Genomic DNA, 21,244 nt, shown 5'->3' on the forward strand with positions numbered 1-21,244 from the left:
GATTGCAAAGGGACAAGTCCCTTTGCCCGCCGGAGGCAATCTTTTACCCCTCGATCCCCCGACAAACCATATCGGCCAGCATCCCCACCGCCTCATTCCAATCGAGCGAGGCCAGATCGAAGCCCATCACCCCGGCCAGACGCTCACCGCGCGCGAGGGGGTAGATATAGACGCCGAGCACCACATTCATGGCCAGGAAGAAGCGCGCCTCGTTCAGATCAGGCAGACAGCGACGCAACAGGTCGATCAATCGCCGCCGAACCGGCTCGGCCAGTTGGCGGGTGATGAGGCGCGCCTCGTCGGAAGGATCGACCAGAGCCAGGCTGTAGATACGATGGCTTTTTTGCACATCGGCCCCCTCGCCCAGCATGGCCGAGCCGAAGAAGGCGGCGATCACCGCGCGGGCCGAAAGTTCGCCCGAGGCCTCCAACGCATCGAAACCGGCGTTTTGGGCGGCATGGATCGGGTCAAAATGGCGGCGAAAAACCTCGGTGAACAATTCCTGCTTGCCGCTCCAGTTGCGACTGAGCGAAGCAAGGCTGGTGCCCGCCCGCGCGGCAATGGCGCGGATGGTACAGCGGTCATAGCCGCTCTCGATAAACTGATCGTCAGCCGCGATCAGAAAGCGATCGCGGCTGGTGCCTTCGGGCGCTTCAGCCATCCACGCTGACCCGGCCATAGCGCCCATCGACATAGACCAGCGGCTCGCCGCCGCCCACGATCACTCTTTCCACCACACCTGTCACGACCCTATGGCTCCCGAAATCCGCAGTTTGTTCAACGCGGCACAGGATAGTGGCAACGCAGGATTCCACAAGCGGCAGCCCATCCTCCAGCCACCAGTCCAGCGTGGCGAAACGTTGCCCCGGCAAGGTGGAGACGAAGGTCTGGCAGGCGGCGGCCTGATCTGCGGCCAGAATATTGACCGCAAAGCGCCCATTGCCTTCGAGCGGCGCCAGCAACGAGGCCGTCCGGTTGATGGCCAACAACAGCGAAGGCGGATCCATGCTGAGCGACATGAAAGCCGTCATCGCAATGCCGCAAGGCACACCCGCGCCGTCCAGCGTGGTGACCAGCGCAACCCCGCTGGCCAACAGGCGCATGGCGGCGCGGAAGTCTCCTTCCAGCGCCGCGGTCACCTCGCCGCTTATGGCCGACCCGCTCATTTCCAGTCCACATTGGGCATCGCGCCCGACTTGGCCAGAAATTCGCGCACCTGACCCCATTCGCCATCGCGCTGGGCATACATATGGTCGCCAATGCGCGCGCGCCCCTGGCTGGTCAGATAGAACATTTCATAGAGTTCAATGCGGCTGCCCAGCGCGGAGCCCGCAAAATCCCATGCCGTGCGCATGATGCTGGCGCGCTGCTCGGCGCTCATGCCCGCAGCACCCGGCAGGTATTTGCGCAGCATGTCGCCGATTTCCGGATTTTCAAACAAGGCCAACGACGGCGTGCAGAGCAGATTGTGCGAACCGATGGCCCGGATGATCTGGTTCACCCGCGTCATCCATCCCGGCATCACGCAGCGCAGCACCGAAAGGTCGCGATGCGGAAAGAAGGCCCCCGCGCCCCAGTCATGCGCCCGCGCCTCGGCCGCCACAATGGCCGAACGGGTCAGCGACAGATAGGCGTGGATTTCACCCAGCATTTCGGCCGCATCGGGACGGGCGATACTGTTCGAGACCTTCAGGATGCTGGAGCAAAGGTCATAGGCAAACTCCAGCTTTACCATCGCGCGGATCGCGGTCTGTTGCAGCGTGTTGCCCGGCGAAACGCCTTGGTTAAGGTTGTTATAGACGTTGAGATCGCCGTCGCAGAACACGCGTTCATAGGGCACTTCGACATCGTCAAAGATGACAAAGGCGTCCTGTTCGTCAAAGCGTGAGGAGAAAGGCGCGTCCTGAACGCTGGCATTGGTGCCGTAATGGTCACGGCAGATCTGGATCACGCCCTTGGTCTTGACCGGGATTGAGAAGATCAGCGCATAATCTTCGCCGCCCGACGGGATCGGCGCCGAGGAATAGACATAGAGTTCATCGGCAAGCGGCCCCAGCGTGGCCAATACCTTGCCCCCGCGCACGATGATGCCGTTTTCATTACGGCCCACCACGCGCAGCGTCAGATCGGTGTTCATCCCCGCCAGATCGCCCACGCTCTTGTCGATATTGGCATGGACGATGGTGTGGGTCATCGAAAGGTCGCCCTCGATCACCTCGCGGTGAAATTTCTTGAGGCGTTCATAGCCTTCCGGCTTGCCCCGAGCCCAAATGTCGGCGCGGGCGGTATGCCCCGACAGCACGACGTTCACATAGTCTGGCGTGCGGCCCAACATACCGTTGGAATAGCGCGCCAGACGTTCCAGCCCGCGATGGCGGATCGCCAGATCTTCTGCGCTTTTGGGCAGCATCAGGCTGACGCTCATCTTTTCGCCAGGTCGTTCCGGGTCGGCAATCAGGCAGTCATCGGCATAGGTGTGTTGCCAGTCGAAATAGCCGGCCATGCCATCGACCGACCCGGCAAGGCGCGGATCTTTCGCCACATCAACCTTGCCATCGCCCAGATAGACAACCCGGTCATCTTTCAATCCGGCCTTATATTCGGCCCCAGTGCGAGCAGCCATTGCATCTTCTCCCAAGACGTGGAAACAAGTGTATTCACGAATCGTCAAATGCTCAATGAAACGTCATTCTGTCAAGTGGAACTTTGGGCATTGACGGCGCGATGAGCCGCTCATAGAATAACGTTCTATTTTAAGCGCCCCTTGCAGAAAGGCGCAAAGTTGGGAGAAGCGTTTGATGTCAGCCGCCCTTGCGCCTGCTGCCCCCGGCCCCGCCGCGCTGTCGTCGGCGCGTGATCGCTTTATGGCCCTGCTGGGCACCGAAGCCGTGCTGGACAGTGAACGCGGCCTGCGCGCCTTTCACGATCCCTTTGAAGGCCCCCGGCCGCATGGCCATCAACCCGCGCTGGTGGTGCAACCCGCCGATGCTGCACAGGTACAGGCCGCTTTGCGCGTTGCCGCCGAATTGCAGCTTCATGTCTGGACCTCGTCCAAGGGGCGCAATTACGGCTATGGCGGTTCGGCGCCGGTGGCGGACGGCGCGGTTGTCATCAACCTGTCGCGGATGAACCGGATTTTGGACATTGACGCCACCCATGGCACCGCCGTGATCGAACCGGGTGTCAGCTTTGCCGACCTCTATGCCGCGTTGCGCCGGGATAATGTGCCGCTGATGATGTCCGTCCCCGATCTGGGATGGGGCAGCATAATCGGCAACGCGCTGGAGCATGGCATCGGCTATAACGTGATGGGCGACCATGCCTCGGCGCTGTGCGGGATGGAGGTGGTGCTGCCCGATGGCTCTTTGCTGCGCACGGGTCAGGGCGCCCTGCCCGACAGCCCGTTGTGGCACAGGCACAGGCGCGGATTTGGCCCGGCGGTCGATGATCTGTTCAAACAATCCAATCTGGGCATCGTGACCAAGGCAGGGCTGCATCTGATGCCCCGGCCCGAAGTCATCGCCACCGGCACGATCCGCTGCGAGGCCGAAGAGGACATCGTGCCCCTGATCGCCATGGTGCGCCGCCTGCTGCAATCGGGCGTGCTTCAGGGCGTGCCGATGCTGGTTTCCTCGCCGCCCATGGCCACAGGATCGGGCAAAGGGCGCTTTACCGCCGAAAACCTGCGTCAGGTGCTGCGGCCCGGCCGCTGGAATTTGCGCTTCGGCCTTTATGGCCATGAGGCGATGGTTCGCGCCCGCCGCGATCTGCTGGAACGTGAAGTGGCCGCCATCCCCGGCGCGGTGATGGAACTGCGCCAATATGCGGGCGATGCCGGACCCGAAGATATCGAACCGCGCGATCTGATCGCCGCGGGCATCCCCAATCAGGTGTTGCTCGACCGCCTGCAAGGCGTTTTTGGCGATAGTTTCGGCCATATGGATTTTTCGCCGGTTCTGCCCATTGATGCCCATTATGCCCGCCGCGCGGAAACCCTGCTGGGTGAAACCATGGCGCGCCATGGGTTGATCGGCGCCTTCGGCCTGCTCTGCTTCCCGCGCAGCATGGTCAGCGCCAGTCTGGTGATGTTTGATGCCGCCGATCAGGCCCGCGTCGATACCGCCCGCGTGGCGGTGCGCCATTTGTGCGATGAAGTCGCGAAATGGGGCTGCGCACCCTATCGCGCCCATGTCGCTCTGGTTGATGATGTTCAGGACAAATTCGCCTTTGGCCAGAACGCCATGCGCCGCTTTTATACCAAACTCAAAGATGCGCTGGACCCCGCGGGCCTGTTGGCCCCGGGCAACCATGGCATCTGGGCAACCGGCCAACGCGGGGCGCCGTAATCCTGCCGCCTTTCAGAATAGCACTAATTTATAAAGACATAAGGGGTTTGCCGCAGGCGCGCTTCACCCCACGAGGAGAAAGACCATGAGTGGAGAGCGTATCTCCGTTGCCCAGGCGCATCGTCTGGCGCGTATGAATATCATTGCCGGATTCCTCGTGTGGGGCATCGCCCTGGCTGGCGTGTCGATGATGATGCCCGTTATGTATAATTCCATCATCACCGCCATGCATTGGACCATTGGCGAAACCACCCGCTTTATGGCGATCAAGTCTGCGGCATCGGCGCTGGGCGGTCTGGTGGCTGGGCCATTGCTGGTGCGATTGGGCGCCAAAAGAGTGCTGGTGCCCTCGATTTTCGTGATCGGCATTGCCACCAGCCTGCTTTATTTTGCCCAGACATTGCCCTTCTACTATGCGCTGGCGGCGGTATCGGGGGTCTGTTCGGTGTGGAGCGTGATCGCCGTTCAGGTGACGCTGGCCCGCTGGTATTCGGCCAGCCTTGGGCGTATGACCGGCTTTGCCATGCTGGGCGGGGCGCTGGCCGGGTTTGTTGTACCGATGGGCACGCGAATGGGCGTCAACCATTTTGGCTGGCATGCCACGGCGGGTGCTGCGGGCCTGATTGTGCTGGTGCTGGTGGGTCTGTCGATCTCGCTGCTGGTGCATGAAACGCCCGAGGCCTATGGCTATACCGCCGATGAATTGGACCCCGGCAAGGCCCGCCCGACCGGTGGCGCGCTTGACCTTGGCGAAGATTTTGCCTCGTTCCGCAAGACGCCGCAATTCTGGATGCTGATCTTGGCCACCGCACTTTCAGGCGTGATCAGCAACGGCATTAACGAATATATCCCGCTGTTCATCGAAAAGCATACAACGCTTGGTGCGACAGTCGCGGCGCTGGGCTTTACCATCGTCATCGTGATTTCCGGGCTGGGCAAGATCATCTTCGGCTGGGTTTTTGATCGACTCTCGACCAGGGGCGTGGCGCTTTGCTGGGCGCTGTGCGGGGTGGCGGCCTTGGCCACTTTCCCGCTGGCCGGTTATGCAACCTTCCTTGCCTTCACCATCCTGCGCGGCGTGTCGCATGGCGGGGTCATCGTTCAGGCGCCGGTGTTGGCACGCCATCTCTACGGCGTGCGGGCGCTGCCACAGGTGATATCGCTGCTGACGGCGGCGTTCCATTTGGGCGCGGCGGCGGGCATCGTGGCCATTGGCATCGGCGTCGACAAGACCGGCGGCTTTACCATTCCCTTCATCCTTGTCGCGGGCGTTGCCTTCATTGCCGCGGCGATTGGCTGGCAATTCCGGCCGCGTTACTGGGCCGGTCAACGGTCCGCGACGGGCGCCTGACGCATGGCTCAAACAATGCCATAAATAGCCAAAAACATTTATATTCAACGATATGATTGTCCCGCAACAGGGGCAACAGGAGAGGATATGTCCGTTTTGCTGCCCCACGGCATAAATGCCGCCGGTTTTGACAAGGCGCTGGGCGATTTCCGCCGCGCACTGGGCGATGGCGCTGTCTTGTCCGCCGAGGAGGATCGCCAAACCTATATCGACCCCTATGCGATGGGCGACGGGCTGGACCATGATTGCAGCGCGATCCTCGCCCCTTCGAGCGCGGAGGAAGTGCAGGCCATTATCCGCATCGCCAACCAGCACAAAACCCCGCTCTGGCCGGTCAGCCGGGGCAAGAATCTGGGCTATGGCGCGGCATCACCCAAGGAAAAGGGCGACATCATCCTCGACCTTTCACGGATGAACCGCATTCTGGATGTGAACGAGAAACAGGCCTCCTGCCTGATCGAACCGGGCGTGGGCTATTTCGACCTTTTCCGCCATTTGCGCGAACGCAACCTGCCGCTGTGGATGAGCGTGCCGGGCAATTCATGGGGCAGCGTGATCGGCAATGCGCTGGATCGCGGCATCGGCTATACCCCCTATGGCGACCATTGCGAAACGCTGTGCGGGCTGGAAGTGGTGATGCCCGACGGCGCGCTCCTGCGCACCGGCATGGGGGCGATGGCCGGGGCCAAGGGCTGGCAGAGCTATAAATACGGCTATGGCCCCGGATGGGACCAGATGTTCATGCAATCGAACCTTGGCGTGGTGGTCAAGGCGGGCCTGTGGCTGCAGCCGGAACCGGAAATGACGGCCAAGATCACGCTGGCCCTGCCCCATTTCGACGATGCGGGATGGGCGCTGGATATTCTATGCGATCTGCGCCGGCGCGACATCATCCAGCACAACATCGTGTTCGGTTCGCCCGTGCGCGCGGCATCCACCATGTCGCAGCGGGCCGATTGGTACACCGGCCCCGGCGCCCTGCCCGACAGTGTTTCGGAAAAGATGATGGCAAAACTGGGCCTTGGCTGGTGGAACGCCAAGATCAGCCTGTTTGGCGATGAGGGCAGCGTGATGGCGCAGGTGGCGCTGATCCGCCGCCTGTTCGAGCCGCGCCTGGGCGGCGCCTTGCAATTTGAGATTTGGAAACGCGGCGATCCGCTGGAAAAATCGGCCACCGGCATTCCCACCACAATGGGGCTGCAATCGGTCAACTGGTATGGCGGGCGCGGCGGGCATCTCAGCTTTGCCCCGGTCCTGCCGCAGGATGGCGAAATGGCGCTGGCCTATGCCAAGAAGATCAAGGCCTATTACGAAGAAGTAGGCCAAGACTATTACGCCAGCTTTACCATCGGGCGCCGCCATATCAACAATGTCAGCCTGATCCTGTATAACCGCGACGAACCCGAAGCCATCGCGCGCGTGGACAAGCTCTATCGTCATCTGCTGAAAGAAGCCGCCGCCAGCGGTTTTGGCGAATATCGCGGCCATATCTCCTATATGGACGAGGTGGCCGCCACCTATGACTTTGCCGATGGTGCGCTGGCGCGGCTGAACAACCGCGTGAAGGCCGCACTCGACCCCAACAACATCCTCGCGCCGGGCCGCAATGGCATCGATGGCCGCACCTATGGAGGAAGGCCATGATCCGCATTCTTGCTGTTGCCCTTGCGCTGGGTGCGCTGCCGATGGCGGTTGCGGCACAAACGTCTCCACCCAAAAGCGCAAATGGCACTCCTATTGCCACGACGGCGCTTGGCGCGATCTTTTATGGCGCAAAATCGGCCAATCCGGGCGAACGCCTGTTCGGTCAAAAATGCGCCTTTTGCCATATCGGCCCCAGCACCGGCAAATTCATGCTGGCCCGCCGCCTGCCCAAAGATCAGGCAGAATTGCCCAGCCGCCGCGATCTGACGGCCGATTATGTAAAAGCGGTGGTGCGGAACGGTCTGGTCAACATGCCCACCTTCACCCGCGTCGAACTGTCCGACCCGGAATTGGCCCAGATCGCCGACTGGCTGGCGCGAAAGGGGCGAAAATGAGGGGGCTCAACGCATCTCGCCGTCAAGTGCTGGGCGCGGCAACCACGCTGCTGGGGCTGGCGGCGGCGCCGCGCGCATGGGCCGCCCCCTATGATCGGGCCAGCTTTATCATCGACGCGCGCCTGCCCGAAGGCCCGCCGTTGATCGAAAGGGCGCGCGCATCAGGCCATCCTATCGCCGATCCGCAGGGCGAAATCATCCGCCTGCTGCTCGGCCCGCAAGGCCCTGTTCTGACCCGCGCCGGTACGATCATCGGCCTGTCCACCTATACCGATTTTGTGTTGGCCCGCGATATGCTCCGCAACGTCGGTCGCTCTGTTCGCGGGGTGCTGGCCTTGCCGCTCACGCGTGATGAAGCGGCCGAGCCGCTGCTTACCCTGCTGCATGACGCCTGCCAGCGCCGATGCGCCTCGCAGGCCAGCGCCTTTCTCTGGCTTGCCTGATGCGCGGCCAATCCAAGGGATTTCAACGTGCCCAAGCTTGAGTTCGATTATATCATTATCGGCGCCGGTTCGTCCGGCAGCGTTCTGGCCAACCGGCTGAGTGCCGATCCAAACAATCGCGTCCTGTTGCTCGAAGCGGGCGGCAAGGCCGACCATCCGTATATCCGCATGCCGCTGGGCTTTCTTCAGGCGTTGCGAAATCCGGCGCTAACGTGGCAATTCGCCTCCGAACCGGAACCCCATCTGGATGGCAAAGTCTTTCCCTTGCCGCGTGGGCGGGTATTGGGCGGATCATCCTCTATCAATGGCACGGTGCATTTTCGCGGCCATCCGCTCGATTTCGACGATTGGGCGAAACTGGGCTGTGACGGTTGGGATTACCAAGGCGTCCTGCCCTATTTCCGCCGCAGCGAAGATCATTGGACCGGCGGCAATCCATGGCGCGGCAAAGGCGGGCCGATCGGGGTGCAACCGGTCAATGTCTCGCGTTTGATGGCGGAGGAATTGCGAAGCTCGGCGTTGCTCGAAGGTTATGCCTATAATCCCGATTATGATGGGATCGAGCATGAGGGCTGCGCCGATGTGCAGGTCGCGTTGAGGAATGGCGAGCGTTGCGGTGGGGCAAAAGCCTATCTCGAACCGATCCGCCGCCGATCGAACCTGCGCATCCTGACCCATGCTCAGGTCAGCCGTATCCTGTTGTCCGGCAAGCGTGCCACCGGCGTTGCCTTTGAACGCAATGGCGTGGCCCAAACCGCCACCGCCCGACGCGAGATCGTTCTATGCGGCGGGGCCTATGGTTCGCCGCAATTGCTGATGCTGTCAGGAATTGGCCGTGCGCCGGATTTGGCCGCACATGGCATTGATGTGGCCCATGATTTGCCCGGCGTCGGGCAAAATCTGCAAGAACATGTTCGCCTGGCCCATCAATATGATGCTGCCCCGCCGCACAGCTTTGCCCAGCAATTGCGCTTTGACCGGGCGGCAATGGCCTTTCTGCGCTGGTATTTCCTGCGCTCAGGCCCCTTTTCCAGCCAGATCGCCGCGGCCTGCATTCTGGCCCGGTCCGAAGAAGGGCTGGACCGCCCCGATCTTCAGATCATGTCCAGTCCGGTGCGGGTCGATGCCAACATCTGGTTCCCCGGTTTTGCCCGCCCCAAACGTGATTGCTTCTACAATTCCATCTGTCTGCTGCGTCCCAAAAGCCGCGGCAGCGTGAGTTTGCGCGAAGCGGATTTCCGCGCGCCCCCGCGTATCCAACTAAACCTGTTGAGCGACGAACGTGATTGGGCGGTTTTGAAAAAGGGACTGGCGATTTCGCGGCGGATATTCGCCGGCGGGCCGATTGCCGATTATGTGGTCGAGGAAACTATGCCCGGCGCCCATGTCATCGGCGACGAAGCGCTGGACGCGATGAAGGCGCAATTGTCGGGCGTGGTGCACCATCCGGTGGGCACCTGTGCGATGGGATTGGGTCCGGACGCGGTGGTTGATCCTCGGTTGCGCGTGCATGGCATCGCCGGGCTGCGGGTGGCGGATGCTTCGGTCATGCCGCTTCTGGTGGGCGCCAACACCAACGCCGCCGCCGTGATGATCGGCGAGAAAGCCAGTGACCTCATTCTCCAATCGGCGCGTCAGGAGCAAATTGCATGAACAGATTTTTCGAAACCGCAGGCGCGCGCATCGCGGCTCTTTCGGGCCATTTCATCGACGGCGCATGGCAGAATGGCACCGGCGCCACGATTCCCGTCCTGAACCCGGCCAGCGAGGAACCCATCGGTGCAATTGCCGCAGGCGGCGCCGATGAGGTTGATCAGGCCGTAGCCGCCGCCCGCCGCGCCTTTGACGCGCCGTCATGGTCCGCCATGCCCGCCGCACAGCGCGAACGGCTGCTTCTGCGCCTGGCTGACTTGGTCGAGGCCGAACAGGAAGAACTGGCCGCAATCGAAACGCTCGACAATGGCATGCCCTATGGCGTCTCGCGGATGGCGGCTGTGGGCAGCGCGATCAGCGCCATCCGCTATCACGCAGGCTGGCCGCGCCGACTGACCGGGGAAACGGTGCCCATGTCGGTGCCTGGCAACTGGCACGGTTATACAACGCATGATCCGCTGGGTGTGGCGGCGCTGATCGTGCCGTGGAACGCGCCTTTTGCCATCACCTGCACCAAGGTTTCCGCCGCGCTTGCAGCAGGCTGCACTGTTGTGCTCAAACCGGCCGAACTGGCGCCCATGTCGGGCCTGCGCTTGGCCGAACTGGTTGCCCAAGCGGGCTTTCCGGCCGGCACGGTCAATGTCGTCACCGGCCATGGCGCCGAGGCAGGCGCGGCGCTGGTCGCCCATCCCGGCGTCGATAAAATCAGCTTTACCGGATCGACCGCCACCGGCAAGGCGATCCTGCGGCAGAGCATTGGCGATCTGCGTCGCGTCAGTCTGGAACTGGGTGGCAAGTCGGCCAGTATCGTCTTTGCCGACGCCGATCTGGCCCGCGCGATCCCTGCGGTGGCGATGGGCATTTTCGGCAATAGCGGGCAGGTCTGCGCCGCTGGATCACGCCTGTTTCTGCATGAAGCGATTTTTGACCGCTTCATCGATGGGCTGGTCACCTTTACGCAAAACCTTCGCGTTGGCCCGGGGACACAGGATGGCGTCGCGCTCGGCCCGCTGATCTCGGCGCCCCAGCGGGACAGGGTGATGGCCTATATTGAGGCGGGCAAGGCCGAGGGTGCCACTCTTGTCACCGGCGGCGACACGCCGTCGGGCGCTGGCTATTTCGTCAACCCCACGATTTTTGTCGACACCAACCCGTCTATGACCATCGTGCGTGAGGAAATTTTCGGCCCGGTTCTGTGCGTGATGAAATTCTCTGACAACGATCTCGATGATCTGGCCGCGCGGGCCAATGACAGCATCTATGGCCTGTCGGCCTATGTCTGGACCACCCATCTTGGCCATGCCCATGCTTTGGCGAAAAAATTGCGATCGGGTTCGGTCAAGATCAATGGTTCGGGGATGGAGTTTGCCCTGCCCTTTGGGGGGTTCCGTCAATCCGGCATTGGCCGTGAACATGGTCGCCTGGGCGTCGAAGCCTTTACCGAAACCAAATCCGTAATGGTGGGCTGGTAAACCGCAACCGGAATTTTAAGCATACCGAACAAGGAGGATAGGGCGAACAATGCTTGCCCTATCCTCCCGTCTGTCCGGCGGGCGCGACGCCGCATGTGACAGCGATGTTCAACCCGATCCGTGATCCATCCCATTTTGTGCAAAGTGGGATGGATCACGAAAGTCGGGTCATGCGTATTGGGAAATCAGAAATGATACCCCGCCGAAATACCATAAAGGCGCGGCTCACCCGAAAAACCAACCGACGAACCATTCGGCAGATAGAGGATCGTGCGGCGATAGGCCTTGTCCGTCAAATTTGTGACATAGGCCGATACGCGCAACGCACCAATGTCCAGCCCGGCGCGAAGATTGAGCAATCCATAGGCCGGTTCTTCGGTCAACGGCATCCCCGCGCCATAGGCGATGTTTGCCTGGCCCGGTTCGTGGAAAAGGCGGCTCATATAGCTGTATTCCGCGCGCAGGGTCAGCTCTTTGTTGCCGCCCAGTGTAAAGCGCTGCTCCGCATTCACGCTGAACGAATGCTTTGGCGCACGCACCATGGCGGTGTTCGAAAAATCAGTTGTCGCATTATAGATGAACTTGTCATATTTGGCGTCCAGATAGCCATAGGACAGGCCAAGTGTTGTGCCACGCATCGGATGCGCGGTGACTTCCAGTTCTAGCCCCTTGATGGTCGAACTGGCCGCATTGGCGATCAAAGGCGTTGCTGAACTTACCGACCCGATGATGCGCGCCACCTGAAGGTTCTTGTAATCGTACCAGAAGAACGCGCCATTGACGCGCAGCGCTCGGTTCAGCCAGTCCGTCTTGAAGCCAGCCTCATAGGCGGTCAGATATTCAGGCTGAAATGTCGAATTGGCGACGGCCAGTGTAAACGGGATATACTGAAACCCGCCCCCCTTATATCCGGTCGAATAGCTGGCATAGACCTTGGCGTCGCGGCTCAGCTTGTAATCGACCACCACGCGCGGGTCTGCGCTGGAAGATGAGAGATGGTTGGTGGTGGCAAAGGGCACCGCAATCAGCGGCAGGCCGGGATTTGTGTTGGTGCCCGACTGGTTGGCCCATTTCGCGTCATTCGAATAGCGCCCGCCCAGCGTCACCGTCAGCCGGTCATTGATATGCACCGCTGCCTGGCCGAACACGGCCCATGCATTGGCGCCATAGGTCGAGGCCGAAACGTTCACCGCGCTGGTGGTGACCGTGTAAAAGGCCCAGTTCTTGCCCATCGGGAATGTATCGATACGGCTGGATCCGTCATGATAGTAATAGGCGCCCAGGATCCAGTCCACTGTGCCGCCAAAGGACAGGCCGCCCCCCGGCGCCGAGGTCAGACGCAATTCCTGCGTGAACTGGTTTGAACGCTCGTTGGTCAATTGCTGAAGAACGTCGAGCGAGGAGCCTTCCAGTTCGCGCCCGTCATAGCTGTCGAGATGGCGCAATGCCGTAATCGAGGTGATCGAAAGATCATCCAGCGCATAGTCGATCTTGGCCGAATATGTCTGTGCATGTCGGCTGAGCACCGGGTCATGGACCAGATAGCCTTCATAGAGAGATTTGGGCGGCTTGGCGGTAAAGCCAGCCCCGGCAAAAAACACCGCATTCGGATTGGTCGAGGTTCCCTGATTGAACCCGGCAAAGGCGGCCTTGTTGCCATCAACCATGAAATCGGCGCCAAGGTCGATTTTCAGCCCGTCCACCGGCTTTAGCGCCACACGAATGCGTCCGCCCGTGTTGTCGACCCCTTGAAAACGGTTGCCCGTGGTCAGGTTGGTCGAATAGCCGTCGCGCTGGGTGGTCCACAGCGCCACGCGCGCCATCACCTTTTCACCCGCGATCGGGCCGCCAACCGCGCCAAACAGGTTCCATCCGTTATAATTCGACACGCCCGCTTCAAAATCACCGGTCAGATGGTCCGTAGGCGCCTTGGTGATAACATTGATCGCGCCGCCAATGGTGTTTCGGCCATAAAGGGTGCCCTGCGGCCCGCGCAGCACTTCGATGCGCTCGACATCCTTCATCGCGCCGAATGAACCCGACGAGCGCCCATAATAAACATCATCGGCAAACACGCCCACCGAGCTTTCCGACCCCGGATCAAATGAGCGTGTGCCGATGCCGCGAATATAGAGCTGGGGCCGCACAGCGCCAAAGCTGCCGAAATAGAAATTGGGAATTTGCGAGGCAATATTGCCAAGGTTGGCGATACCCGTCCTGGCGATCTGATCGCTGCCCAAAGCGGTCAGCGCGGCCGGGATGGATTGGGCCGTTTCCTTGCGCCGCTGCGCGGTAACGACAATATCGGCAGCTTCAACCTTTGGCTCGGCACCTTGCGCCATAGCCGGCGCGCAATGGGCCATCACGGCCAACGCAAACCCGGCTGTCGATTTCATCAATTGCGATTTCATGAATACTCTCCCCTCAATGCCCACAGATCATCCAGCAGCCACAGGCCGCCGTCCCGGCGCTTCCTTGGCGTCGGCTGCTATTCGCGTGACGTTCGAAATGATGCGGTTGCGCGCTTGGTTGGCGCCGCAAACCAACGTATGCCGCCGTCACCGTCCGTCCGGGCCAATCGGATCTGGCCTGCGGAAAGTGTCTCGCAGCGGCTTATCTCCCTGTTTATTTTACTTTCTACCTCCCCATCAGTTTGATTTTTTCAGTCAGAATGAACAAGGATGCCCACCGCGCGGAGCGGGACATCGGGGTCGGCCAATGCAATGGGATCCGGCCGCGCGCCCTGCCCGATCAACTTACGCGCAACACGCATTTCGGCGCCTGCGTCAATGCCCACCACCCCGGTCAGATCGCCTTGCTCAAGCCCGAAAATCATTCGGGCCTGGCCATCCGGACCGGGACGGGTGATCCATTCTTGCGCCATCGCTCGCCCGGCAACCTGATAATTGACCCCAAACTGATCGGTCCAAAACCACGGCACTTCGGGCGTTCCGGCCGCGCCTGTCACCATTGCGCGGGCCGCCTGTGCGCCCTGATGCAGCGCATTGGCCCATGTTTCCTGCCTCACCATGCCGCCGATAAAGCCATGATGCTGACGCGCGATATCGCCTGCGGCATAGATCGCGGGATGACTGGTGCGGCCTGAATCATCGACCAGAATGCCATCGTCCAACGCCAGCCCCGCATCTGCGGCCAGTGCATCATTGATCGTCACGCCAATGCCATAGACCACCATGTCCCCGACAAAGTCCCGACCTTGTCCGCATGTCAGGCAGACCTGTTCATCTTGCATGGTGGCGTTGACCAGTTCGACCCCGCAATGCACGCGAACGCCATGCTCGCGGTGCGCCTGCGCCAGCCATTCGGCCAGCGGTTCGGGCGTACCGCGTGACAGCAGCCGGGGCGCCCGCTCGATAACGTCGACCGACAGGCCAAGTGAACAGGCCGTGGCCGCAACCTCCAACCCGATCACGCCGCCGCCCACCACCAGCAACCGTCGGCCGGGCACCAGTTCAGCGCTCAATCGGCGCGCATCATCGGCGGTGCGCAGCACATGGGCGCGATCCCCCAGCGTATCGAGCAACGGATAACGCCGCGCCCGCGCGCCCGTGGCCATCAGCAGTTTGTCAAAGTGGATGACTTCACCATCGGCCAGCCTGACAACTTGCGTTGCCGGATCGATTGCCGTGGCGGGTTGCCCCAGCCGCAATTCGATACCCCGGTCCACATAAAAGGCCTCAGGATAGATCGCGGGCGCACCGGCATCGCTCCCTTTCAGCGCCTGTTTGGACAAAGGCGGACGTTCATAGGGCAGGTGCGGATCATCGCCGATCATCACGATCCGTCCCGCGAAACCGGCCCCGCGCATGGCGGCGGCGGCGGCTGTCCCGGCATGCCCCGCGCCCAAGATGACGAAACACTGCGTCATCATGCCAACTCCAACGCGGTCCGAGCCGAAACGATGCCCATGCCCGCGATCCATTCATCGATCGGATGGTAATAATGGCGGGTGGCCTGATAGGGGCCAATGGCCTGCATCGCGGCAAAGGCGGCGATCCATGCCCGGATCTCATGCCCGCCGCGCCCGCCTTTTTCCGAAATTTCCGCATCGCTCATAGTCTCAAAGCGATCAAGCCGTCCTGCGGCGAAATCGGCGATCAGCCCTTCGTCCCATTCACGGTCGAGCGGTAACGTCTCGCCCTTGGCCTCGCTGCGGGCCAGCGCCTCGCCTTTGGCCAGAACATTTGCCTGACGGCGCGCGCGCGCGTCGGGCGTGGGATTGCGCCCGGCGATCAGGAACTCCTCAACATCGGGCGAAACATGGCCCATTTGCGGGGTTGGCGGATCATGGCTCAGCCCGCCCGAGCCGATGATCAGCACCCGTTCAGGCCGCCCGGCAAGGAACCGCCCCACACTGGCCCCCAGCGCCAAGGCGCGATGTGCGGGCGGCAAAGGATGGGCCGCACCGTTGATGAAAATAGGCAGAACCGGATAGCGTGTCACATCCCCGGTCAGCAGCGCCAGTGGTTGGGTAAAGCCATGATCGGCCTGCATCCGATAGGAATAGGCGACATCAACGCCCTCATTTTGAACATGACGGACCAGATCAAGCGCCAACGCCTGGGGCACAGGCAGATCGCCCGACCAGTAGTCCCAGTCCCCCGCGCCCGTGGCCCGTACCCCAAGGCAGAAGGAGGGCATCAGATCATAGAAAAAGCCATTGAAATGATCCGGCGCGAACATCACAATTAATTGCGGATCGAAGGCTTCCACCTCGCGCGCCAGATCGGCAAAGGCGGCGCGGGCGCCTGCCTCGACATCGGGCGCGGGATGGATGAATTCCATCATCGGCGTGTGCGAGGCACATATCAGGCGAACGTTGCTCACAGATCCATCCCTCCGGCGACGTGGCGGATTCCGCGGATGCCCAGCCCGCAATCGGCGTTGATGAAAACCCCGCTCAACGTACGATTGTCGGCCCGGCTGGCCAGCATGACATAGGGGCCGACGAAATCATCGGGATCGGGAAAGAATTGCAGCGGCAGGATCGCGCTGATGGCTTCGGGGGATCGCGAATCCATGATGCGTTGATCCTGCTGGCCCAAGGACGCCGCGCCGCGCAGGTCGCTGGCCATGCCGCTGGGGGCGACGGCATTGACGCGTACCTTGGGCGCCAATTCATAGGCCAATTGGCGCACAAGGCCCACGCCCGCATGTTTGGACGCGGTGTAGAGCGGGCCGCCGCCTCCGGGGTAGAAGGCCGAATTGGACAGGGTGAAAATGATCGACCCCTCGCTTTCGATCAGGGCCTGCGCCGCCGCCTTGGCGCCCAGCAGATAGCCTTTCACATTGATGGCAAAGAGCTCGTCAAAGCCCCGCTCCAGTTCCTCGCCGCCGCGCCCGATCAGAGTTGCGCCATGGTCCCAGATGGCCGCATTGCCAATAAAGCAGTCCAGCCGCCCGAAACGGGCCAGCACCTGCTCGACCGCGCGGGCATTGTCGGCAAAGGAGCGCACATCGCCCTCCACGGCCAAGACCGTATCGGGATATTGCGCGTTGAGCATCGCCACGCGCCCCGCATCGCGTTCCAGAACGCCCACGCATGCACCCTCGGACACAAAGCGGCGCAAAACGGCCAGCCCCAGCCCCGATCCGCCCCCGGTGATCAGCACGACCTGTCCGGCAAGGCGGCTCATGTCGCGCTCTCCACCGTGACGTAGATTTCACCGTCCTCGACACTGACCGGATAGGTGGCCAGATCGATATAGGCCGGCTGGCTCAATGCCTTGCCGGTGCGCAAACAGAAGCGCGCGGCATGCAGCGGACATTCAACCGTGCAATCGTCCTCGATATATCCATCGGCCATCGAGGCATCACCATGCGTGCAAAGATCAGCCAGCGCGAAATATTCGCCGCTAACGTGAAACACCGAAACGGCAGGCTCGCTCTCAATGCGCTTTGCCTCGCCGGAGGGAAGGTCGGCGGCGGCGCAAACGTGGAATTTGGTCATGTTGAGGCTCGGATAATCAGAGGATGATCGACACGTTCGCCGACATCAGCGTGAACTCGTCGAGTTCGAGGCGGCGGCGGGCAATCAGGAAGGTTTCGCCGCCATCGGGGGTGGGGACGCGGCGCAAAGTGTCGCGCCGGGTGCCGATGAAGCTGTGATGATCGTGCGCCTTGGATGCGCGATGGACCAAATAGTTGCAGCCCACCACCAGCTCGTCATCGGATTGGGCCAGAACGCGCACATTGGTGACGAAATGGCGGGTGCGGCTGGCCGGTTCTTCGGCCCATGCCTGTCCGGTTTCCACACGGGCGACCCGGCGCTCAAGCTGATATTTGTCCTCGTGGAAGATATAGGTCGTGGGCGGCGCCCAGCCCCGGCGACGATCACGGAACTGTGCCAGTGAATTGGTGTCGAGCGTATATTCGATATCCTCGGCCAGAAGGTCGAGCCATTCGCGCAGCCGCCTTTCGTCAAGCAGAGCAGCCTCCAGATAGAGGAATTGCTCGATCTCATGTTGAAGATCGGCCGAAACGCGCAAAGGGCGGATCAGTTCTTCAAGCATCGATCACCTCCTGCTCCCATGCGGCGCCTGCCGCTTCAATGTCGGTCCAGCTTTTGCCGGTCATCAGATCGACCCAGCGCTGATAAAAGCCGCGCGCGGCGGTTTCGGCAAAAGTGCCGTTGGTGATGCCCGGAATGCCGTCCTCGCGGCGCTCTTCAAAACCCAGGCCCATCTGCATGCAGAAATCGGTCTGGCGGGCCTTGTGGCCGCGCAGCACCTTTTGCACCTCGATCCAGTTTTCCGAATCGTCCTGTTCTAGGAAGCCCGCAGGACCAAACGCACGCGCGTGGCTCTTTTTCAGCGCTTCCTTCACCTCTGGCGGCGCGGCCTTGTCGGCGATGCAGAAGACCCAGACCTCGATCCGTCCCGGCCCGCGCGGATGCCATACACGCAACGTCTGGGTGCCGTTCAGCCAGGAAAGCGTGGGAAACATCGTGTTGTGCCCGGCCAGTCGCAGCGCGCGGACCTTACCCAAACGGGCCTCGGCCTCGGCATAGGTTTCGCGGAAATAGGCCGAAACCTCGCCGCCCACCCAGACATTGGCATCGGCGTTTTCGGTGAAGAAGAAAGCGCTGCCATGGCCCTTGCCGGCAAATTGGACGCCGCCAAGGCCGTTGGCCCATGCCGGGCGTTCGGTTTGTCCATCGCCCAGCGGGCTGCCGTCAGGCTTGTTCTGGGGCGTTGGCGCCAGCACCTGAATGGCCGAGGCATGAGTATAAGGGGCGTGATACTGGTCCGAGCAGAATTGCTCGGCGGCGAATTTCCAGTTGCAGTCGATCATCCATTTGTGGACGCCGCCCACAACCTCGGTCCCGCCCTCGCGCCGGTCGAGGAAACCGTCAAGATACCACGCCATATCGCCAAGATAGGTGGTCAGATCGGGCGCGGTTTCGTCCCAATTGGCAAAGATCAGGCCCTTGTAATTCTCGACGCGAGGCGCCTTGACGAGGCCCCATTTCGATTTGTCCAGCTTGCCGCGATAGGCTTCCTTTTCCAGCGGCACCGATTGCAACGCGCCGTCCATCTGATAGGCCCAGCCATGATAGGGGCAGGTGAAAGCCTTGGTGTTGCCGCTGTCGGCATGGCACAGTTTCATGCCGCGATGGCGGCACTGGTTCATCATCACCTGAACCGAGCCATCCTTTTGACGCACCACCAGAACGGGGTCTTCGCCCATGAAAGTGTTGAAGAAGTCGCCCGGATTGGGGATCTGGCTTTCATGCGCAAGGAACAGCCAGGTGCGGCCAAACACGCGCTCCAGTTCCAGTTCATATAATTCGGCATCACTGTAGATGGCGGGCTTTACGGTGCCATTGCGGGAATCCACAAGCGATCGGATCTGATCGTTGTCCATGCTCAAACTCTCCCCTGTAAGGGGCCGGGCAGGCCGGCTCTCTTGGCTGATGGATTAGCCAAGGCAGTCGTGAGGCTGAAATACTTATTTCTTGCCAACCCATAGGTAAAAACGATAAGTTCGAAATATGGAACTGCGTCACCTCCGCTATTTCGTCGCCGTTGCCGAGGCGCTCAGCTTTACCCGCGCGGCCCAGACGCTGCGCACCGCCCAACCTTCGTTGAGCCAGCAAATACGTGATCTTGAATATGAAATCGGCACGCCGCTGCTCAATCGCGACAAACGCAATGTGTCGCTGACCCCGGCGGGCAAGGTGTTTCTGGACGAAGCCAAGCTGGTGCTGGCCCAGGCCGAGCGGGCCAAACTTCTGGCACGCCGCGCGGGCGAGGATACGGGACAGACTTTTACCATCGGCTTTGTCCCTGCCGCCGAGATCAAAATCTTTCCTCAAGCGCTTACGGTTTTGCGCGCACAATTTCCCGCAACGCGCTTCGTGCTGCAATCGCTCACCACTTTTGAACAACATGAGGCATTGTCATCAGGGGCCATCGACATCGGATTTCTGCGGCCTCCGGTCGATGACCCCCATATCGACAGCATGGTGATCCTGCGCGAATCACTCGTCGTCCTGCTGCCCGCCGATCACCCCGCCTGCTGGAGCAGCGAGGTTTCCCTGAGCGCGATTGCCGAAACGCCCTTTCTTCGCATCGCCAGTCGCCATGCGGGCAATCTGGGGCAGGTGATCGACGATCTGGCCAAACGGGAAGGCGTCGCGCTTAATGCCGTGCAGGACGTTGAGAATGTGCTGACCCTGCTCACGCTGGTCAGCCTTGGCGTGGGTTTCAGCATCATGCCCGATTATGTCGCCCAACTCAGCTTTCGCAATATCGTCACCCGCCCGCTGACCGGGCCGACGGTCAAGGCCGAACTGATGGCGGCATGGCGGCGCGACAATGCCAAAGCGGAGGTTGCGGCTCTTGTCCGGCGTCTGCGCGAATTACCCGCAGACGACCTATAGGCATTACGTCTGAATTGAGCGGAAATTCGTATTGGAACCGCCATGACCTTTGACGGATGCCAGCACACACAGGCCATCCCTTGAGGACAGCCGTGAGGGATGAGAGAACCAGCACGGAAGGATCATGGGATGCCTTTTTGCAAAGGAACATCCGAACATGACCGCCCCCTATAGTGAAACATCCACCAGCCGATTTGTCGATGTGACGGTAAATGAGGCACCCTATCGCATTCATTACAATGACATCAGCACGGGCGGGCGGGCCGTGGTGATGCTGCACGGGTCGGGGCCAGGCGCAACCGGCTGGGCCAATTTCAACCGCAACATCGATCCGTTCGTCGCGGCCGGGTATCGCGTCCTGCTGATCAATTGCCCCGGTTGGGGGCAAAGCGACCCGGTGATCTGCACCGGATCGCGATCAGACCTGAATGCGGGCGCGGTCAAAGGCGTGCTGGATGCACTCGACCTTGAGAAAGTCGATCTGATCGGCAATTCGATGGGAGGGCACAGCGCGGTAGCCTTTGCTCTGGCCAATCCTGCGCGCGTTGGCAAATTGGTGCTGATGGGCGGTGGCACCGGCGGTCCCAGCCTTTATGCGCCCATGCCCACCGAAGGCATCAAGCTGTTGCAGGGTCTTTACCGCGACCCCACCATTGAAAAGCTGAAAGCGATGATGAATGTCTTCGTTTACGACGCCAGCGCGCTGACCGAAGAGCAGATGCAGATGCGGCTCGCCAATATGCGCTCGCGGCTCGACCATCTGGAAAATTTCGTCAAAAGTCTGGCGGCCAACCCGCGCCAGTTCCCCGATCAAAACGCGCGCCTGCATGAAATTGCCGCGCCTACGCTGATTATTTGGGGCCGGGATGATCGCTTTGTTCCGATGGATGTCGGCTTGCGCCTGCTGGCGGGCATCGCCAATTCCCAGCTTCATGTCTTTGCCCGCTGTGGCCATTGGGCCCAATGGGAACATGCCGATACGTTCAACGAAATGGTGCTGAATTTCCTGAACCGCTAAATGAAAACGGCTGGCCT

At 61.2% G+C, this 21,244-nt stretch carries 19 protein-coding genes; 9 read left to right on the forward strand and 10 right to left on the reverse strand.

Annotated elements, in window-relative coordinates:
* Positions 1 to 43: 43 nt before the first annotated feature.
* The 3 genes from ACZ9HU_RS02195 to ACZ9HU_RS02205 are packed head-to-tail and all read right to left on the reverse strand — an operon-like array spanning position 44 to position 2,623.
* Entirely contained in the window at positions 44 to 661 is a 618-nt protein-coding gene (locus tag ACZ9HU_RS02195; RefSeq protein WP_476101816.1) for a TetR/AcrR family transcriptional regulator, read from the reverse strand.
* Positions 654 to 1,166, reverse strand: coding sequence for a flavin reductase family protein (locus tag ACZ9HU_RS02200; protein WP_476101818.1), 513 nt, complete (start codon positions 1,164 to 1,166; stop codon positions 654 to 656). The genes ACZ9HU_RS02195 and ACZ9HU_RS02200 overlap by 8 nt, the downstream gene beginning before the upstream one ends.
* Positions 1,163 to 2,623 carry a 4-hydroxyphenylacetate 3-hydroxylase N-terminal domain-containing protein gene (locus ACZ9HU_RS02205; protein ID WP_476101820.1) on the reverse strand — a complete coding sequence of 487 codons (1,461 nt, stop codon included), beginning with the start codon at positions 2,621 to 2,623 and terminating at the stop codon, positions 1,163 to 1,165. Before ACZ9HU_RS02205 ends, ACZ9HU_RS02200 begins: the two co-directional genes overlap by 4 nt.
* A gap of 175 nt (positions 2,624 to 2,798) precedes the next feature.
* Here ACZ9HU_RS02205 and ACZ9HU_RS02210 point away from each other — a divergent pair, with 175 nt between their 5' ends.
* The 7 genes from ACZ9HU_RS02210 (at position 2,799) to ACZ9HU_RS02240 (ending at position 11,304) form a co-directional block, all read left to right on the forward strand.
* On the forward strand, positions 2,799 to 4,346 hold the full coding sequence (locus ACZ9HU_RS02210) for an FAD-binding oxidoreductase (RefSeq protein WP_476101822.1): 1,548 nt from the start codon (positions 2,799 to 2,801) through the stop codon (positions 4,344 to 4,346).
* An 85-nt stretch (positions 4,347 to 4,431) separates the two neighbouring features.
* The gene (locus ACZ9HU_RS02215; protein ID WP_476101824.1) at positions 4,432 to 5,697 is read left to right on the forward strand and encodes an MFS transporter; all 1,266 of its coding nucleotides are present in this window, start codon (positions 4,432 to 4,434) and stop codon (positions 5,695 to 5,697) included.
* An 87-nt stretch (positions 5,698 to 5,784) separates the two neighbouring features.
* Positions 5,785 to 7,341 carry an FAD-binding oxidoreductase gene (locus ACZ9HU_RS02220; protein WP_476101826.1) on the forward strand — a complete coding sequence of 519 codons (1,557 nt, stop codon included), beginning with the start codon at positions 5,785 to 5,787 and terminating at the stop codon, positions 7,339 to 7,341.
* A complete protein-coding gene (locus tag ACZ9HU_RS02225; protein ID WP_476101829.1) occupies positions 7,338 to 7,736 on the forward strand; it encodes a c-type cytochrome in 399 nt (132 codons plus the stop codon). Before ACZ9HU_RS02220 ends, ACZ9HU_RS02225 begins: the two co-directional genes overlap by 4 nt.
* A complete protein-coding gene (locus tag ACZ9HU_RS02230; protein ID WP_476101831.1) occupies positions 7,733 to 8,179 on the forward strand; it encodes a hypothetical protein in 447 nt (148 codons plus the stop codon). The genes ACZ9HU_RS02225 and ACZ9HU_RS02230 overlap by 4 nt, the downstream gene beginning before the upstream one ends.
* A 27-nt stretch (positions 8,180 to 8,206) precedes the next feature.
* Positions 8,207 to 9,832 (forward strand): GMC family oxidoreductase, encoded by a 1,626-nt coding sequence (locus ACZ9HU_RS02235; RefSeq protein ID WP_476101832.1) that lies wholly within the window; start codon positions 8,207 to 8,209, stop codon positions 9,830 to 9,832.
* Positions 9,829 to 11,304, forward strand: a complete 1,476-nt coding sequence (locus ACZ9HU_RS02240) for an aldehyde dehydrogenase family protein (protein WP_476101835.1) — start codon at positions 9,829 to 9,831, stop codon at positions 11,302 to 11,304. Before ACZ9HU_RS02235 ends, ACZ9HU_RS02240 begins: the two co-directional genes overlap by 4 nt.
* Positions 11,305 to 11,489: 185 nt before the next feature.
* On the opposite strand, the gene ACZ9HU_RS02245 is transcribed toward ACZ9HU_RS02240, so the two are convergent.
* From ACZ9HU_RS02245 to hcaE, 7 genes are all read right to left on the reverse strand, one after another.
* The gene (locus tag ACZ9HU_RS02245; RefSeq protein ID WP_476101838.1) at positions 11,490 to 13,715 is read right to left on the reverse strand and encodes a TonB-dependent receptor; all 2,226 of its coding nucleotides are present in this window, start codon (positions 13,713 to 13,715) and stop codon (positions 11,490 to 11,492) included.
* Between the two features lie 251 nt (positions 13,716 to 13,966).
* On the reverse strand, positions 13,967 to 15,196 hold the full coding sequence (locus ACZ9HU_RS02250; protein ID WP_476101841.1) for an NAD(P)/FAD-dependent oxidoreductase: 1,230 nt from the start codon (positions 15,194 to 15,196) through the stop codon (positions 13,967 to 13,969).
* Complete coding sequence (locus tag ACZ9HU_RS02255; RefSeq protein ID WP_476101844.1) at positions 15,193 to 16,152, reverse strand: 3-carboxyethylcatechol 2,3-dioxygenase; 960 nt, start codon at positions 16,150 to 16,152, stop codon at positions 15,193 to 15,195. The genes ACZ9HU_RS02250 and ACZ9HU_RS02255 overlap by 4 nt, the downstream gene beginning before the upstream one ends.
* On the reverse strand, positions 16,149 to 16,961 hold the full coding sequence (hcaB, locus tag ACZ9HU_RS02260; protein WP_476101848.1) for a 3-phenylpropionate-dihydrodiol/cinnamic acid-dihydrodiol dehydrogenase: 813 nt from the start codon (positions 16,959 to 16,961) through the stop codon (positions 16,149 to 16,151). The genes ACZ9HU_RS02255 and hcaB overlap by 4 nt, the downstream gene beginning before the upstream one ends.
* A complete protein-coding gene (gene hcaC / locus ACZ9HU_RS02265) occupies positions 16,958 to 17,275 on the reverse strand; it encodes a 3-phenylpropionate/cinnamic acid dioxygenase ferredoxin subunit (RefSeq protein WP_476101851.1) in 318 nt (105 codons plus the stop codon). The genes hcaB and hcaC overlap by 4 nt, the downstream gene beginning before the upstream one ends.
* 16 nt (positions 17,276 to 17,291) lie before the next feature.
* Positions 17,292 to 17,837 (reverse strand): 3-phenylpropionate/cinnamic acid dioxygenase subunit beta, encoded by a 546-nt coding sequence (gene hcaF, locus ACZ9HU_RS02270; protein WP_476101854.1) that lies wholly within the window; start codon positions 17,835 to 17,837, stop codon positions 17,292 to 17,294.
* Positions 17,830 to 19,191 (reverse strand): 3-phenylpropionate/cinnamic acid dioxygenase subunit alpha, encoded by a 1,362-nt coding sequence (gene hcaE / locus ACZ9HU_RS02275; RefSeq protein WP_476101857.1) that lies wholly within the window; start codon positions 19,189 to 19,191, stop codon positions 17,830 to 17,832. The genes hcaF and hcaE overlap by 8 nt, the downstream gene beginning before the upstream one ends.
* A 127-nt stretch (positions 19,192 to 19,318) precedes the next feature.
* On the opposite strand from hcaE, the gene ACZ9HU_RS02280 reads away from it, so the two are divergent.
* Both ACZ9HU_RS02280 and ACZ9HU_RS02285 read left to right on the forward strand, forming a co-directional pair.
* On the forward strand, positions 19,319 to 20,209 hold the full coding sequence (locus ACZ9HU_RS02280; RefSeq protein ID WP_476101861.1) for a LysR substrate-binding domain-containing protein: 891 nt from the start codon (positions 19,319 to 19,321) through the stop codon (positions 20,207 to 20,209).
* Positions 20,210 to 20,366: 157 nt separating this feature from the next.
* Positions 20,367 to 21,227, forward strand: a complete 861-nt coding sequence (locus ACZ9HU_RS02285) for an alpha/beta fold hydrolase (protein ID WP_476101865.1) — start codon at positions 20,367 to 20,369, stop codon at positions 21,225 to 21,227.
* The last annotated feature ends 17 nt before the right edge of the window (positions 21,228 to 21,244 follow it).

This window comes from Novosphingobium sp. Sphag1I (genome assembly GCF_056279125.1).

What these genes read in the sequence shown, in the direction of transcription:
- ACZ9HU_RS02195 (WP_476101816.1), bottom strand. Translation starts at nt 661, where the DNA reads ATGGCTGAAGCGCCCGAAGGCACCAGCCGCGATCGCTTTCTGATCGCG.
- ACZ9HU_RS02200 (WP_476101818.1), bottom strand. Translation starts at nt 1,166, where the DNA reads ATGAGCGGGTCGGCCATAAGCGGCGAGGTGACCGCGGCGCTGGAAGGA.
- ACZ9HU_RS02205 (WP_476101820.1), bottom strand. Translation starts at nt 2,623, where the DNA reads ATGGCTGCTCGCACTGGGGCCGAATATAAGGCCGGATTGAAAGATGAC.
- ACZ9HU_RS02210 (WP_476101822.1), top strand. Translation starts at nt 2,799, where the DNA reads ATGTCAGCCGCCCTTGCGCCTGCTGCCCCCGGCCCCGCCGCGCTGTCG.
- ACZ9HU_RS02215 (WP_476101824.1), top strand. Translation starts at nt 4,432, where the DNA reads ATGAGTGGAGAGCGTATCTCCGTTGCCCAGGCGCATCGTCTGGCGCGT.
- ACZ9HU_RS02220 (WP_476101826.1), top strand. Translation starts at nt 5,785, where the DNA reads ATGTCCGTTTTGCTGCCCCACGGCATAAATGCCGCCGGTTTTGACAAG.
- ACZ9HU_RS02225 (WP_476101829.1), top strand. Translation starts at nt 7,338, where the DNA reads ATGATCCGCATTCTTGCTGTTGCCCTTGCGCTGGGTGCGCTGCCGATG.
- ACZ9HU_RS02230 (WP_476101831.1), top strand. Translation starts at nt 7,733, where the DNA reads ATGAGGGGGCTCAACGCATCTCGCCGTCAAGTGCTGGGCGCGGCAACC.
- ACZ9HU_RS02240 (WP_476101835.1), top strand. Translation starts at nt 9,829, where the DNA reads ATGAACAGATTTTTCGAAACCGCAGGCGCGCGCATCGCGGCTCTTTCG.
- ACZ9HU_RS02245 (WP_476101838.1), bottom strand. Translation starts at nt 13,715, where the DNA reads ATGAAATCGCAATTGATGAAATCGACAGCCGGGTTTGCGTTGGCCGTG.
- ACZ9HU_RS02250 (WP_476101841.1), bottom strand. Translation starts at nt 15,196, where the DNA reads ATGATGACGCAGTGTTTCGTCATCTTGGGCGCGGGGCATGCCGGGACA.
- hcaB (WP_476101848.1), bottom strand. Translation starts at nt 16,961, where the DNA reads ATGAGCCGCCTTGCCGGACAGGTCGTGCTGATCACCGGGGGCGGATCG.
- hcaC (WP_476101851.1), bottom strand. Translation starts at nt 17,275, where the DNA reads ATGACCAAATTCCACGTTTGCGCCGCCGCCGACCTTCCCTCCGGCGAG.
- hcaF (WP_476101854.1), bottom strand. Translation starts at nt 17,837, where the DNA reads ATGCTTGAAGAACTGATCCGCCCTTTGCGCGTTTCGGCCGATCTTCAA.
- hcaE (WP_476101857.1), bottom strand. Translation starts at nt 19,191, where the DNA reads ATGGACAACGATCAGATCCGATCGCTTGTGGATTCCCGCAATGGCACC.
- ACZ9HU_RS02280 (WP_476101861.1), top strand. Translation starts at nt 19,319, where the DNA reads ATGGAACTGCGTCACCTCCGCTATTTCGTCGCCGTTGCCGAGGCGCTC.
- ACZ9HU_RS02285 (WP_476101865.1), top strand. Translation starts at nt 20,367, where the DNA reads ATGACCGCCCCCTATAGTGAAACATCCACCAGCCGATTTGTCGATGTG.